We start from the raw sequence: 1587 nt of genomic DNA, 5'->3' as shown, positions 1-1587 counted from the left end.
GAGCTTGTTGCAGCACTTCCTCCAACATCTATTTGATTTTTACAACAACAATTTTGAGAGTTATGCATACATGATGATGCATCACAGCTTAATTTAGGCATAAATAAATCCTCCTTAATTATTAAATTCCTTATTTATTATGTGGATTATTTACTTATTTATTCCCTAAAGAGTTTTTCTTTTCTATTAACTCTAATTTTTTTATTCTAGTCAACTTTTTTATCTCATGCTCTCTTTTCATAGCTTCTATCTTATCCTCAAAGCTTTCAAAATAAACAAGCTCTACTGGTAATCTTGCTCTAGTATATTTTGCTCCCTTTCCTGATGAATGAACCTTATATCTCTTATCTAGGTTGTTTGTCCACCCTGTGTATAAGCTATTATCTGAGCATTTTAATATATAAACATAATTCATTTTATTAATATCTCCTAACAAGTTGTACACCTATTGTTAACACTATCCTAAATCATTTTATCAAAATAAGAATATATTTTGCAAACTATGTAATTTTTCACTTCATAATTAATTTATTAAAGTTCATAAATAATAAAAAAGCCTAGTTTTCACTAGGTTTTTTTATTTTTGTTATTTAAATTTTAAATAAACTATAGTAGAATCATCACCTTTTTTTAATCGTGGATACTTATTGCATTCCCCATCATTTTCTTGAACTCTTCTAAGCTCTTCTAAAAGCTCTTCTATTGGTTTTTCTTTTAATAGTTCCATAAACTCTTTGCTATTTTTTGAAATATTTAATGTATCATAATATTGTGAGAATCCATCTGACATAATACACACACTTAAATCTTTACTTATATCTACTGTTCCTGTTAATGCATAATTAACAGCCTCTTCATCTAACTCTAATATCCAATAACCATTTACCTTATTTTTTAATAATCTTGTGTTTTTAATATCTTCTAAGCATAGTTTTTTTGCATCTAATAGACTAATACTATTTTTATTCTTTTCACAAATTATTTTATCTATTATCTTTTCTTCTAACTGCTCTAGTTTTCTATCGTAAATTTCTAATTCCTCAATATCATTTTTAAAGAGTAATGTACAATCTCCTAAAACAAAATACTCTATTTTATTTTCATCTACTAATCTTATTAGTGAAATAGCTGCACATGGATACTCTACATCCTGTAAGCTATCAAATCCACTAAATGCTCTATACTCTTCTTTTATTATACTTATTCCAAATCTTATTATTTCCTTTAATGACTTATTATCATTTATGTTTTTCTTTAAATACTCATTCCACTTATCTACATACCAACTTGCATCACTTTTAAATCCAGATATATTACTACCTGTTAATCCTGTTGCTCCATCTAATACCCATGCAGCCTTTTCTGTTATATTAAATATATCTTCATTTACCTTATTTCCTCTATCACTTAACCCAATTCCTTTTATATATACCATCTTTCCTTCCCCCATAAATCGAGTAGGAGGTAGATAATTATTTTATCTACCGACCTCTCACACCACCGTACGTACCGTTCGGTATACGGCGGTTCATTAGAATTTAATGCATCATTTGATATGTTTGTGTTAGATTAACAAATCCTAGTGAT

General features: G+C 27.7%; 3 protein-coding genes. All 3 read right to left on the bottom strand.

The window, feature by feature from the left end:
* Nucleotides 1-101: DUF1540 domain-containing protein (locus ACRDBA_RS12350; RefSeq protein WP_438573226.1), on the bottom strand; the 101-nt coding region annotated here is incomplete at its 3' end.
* A 53-nt stretch (nt 102-154) separates the two neighbouring features.
* Nucleotides 155-415, bottom strand: coding sequence for a GIY-YIG nuclease family protein (locus tag ACRDBA_RS12345; protein WP_438573225.1), 261 nt, complete (start codon nt 413-415; stop codon nt 155-157).
* A gap of 171 nt (nt 416-586) precedes the next feature.
* Complete coding sequence (locus tag ACRDBA_RS12340) at nt 587-1435, bottom strand: hypothetical protein (protein WP_438573224.1); 849 nt, start codon at nt 1433-1435, stop codon at nt 587-589.
* Nucleotides 1436-1587 lie beyond the last annotated feature (152 nt).

The sequence above is a fragment of the Clostridium sp. genome, from assembly GCF_051654825.1.
Lineage (GTDB): Bacteria > Bacillota > Clostridia > Clostridiales > Clostridiaceae > Clostridium.
This window is presented reverse-complemented; position numbering and strand designations above follow the sequence as displayed.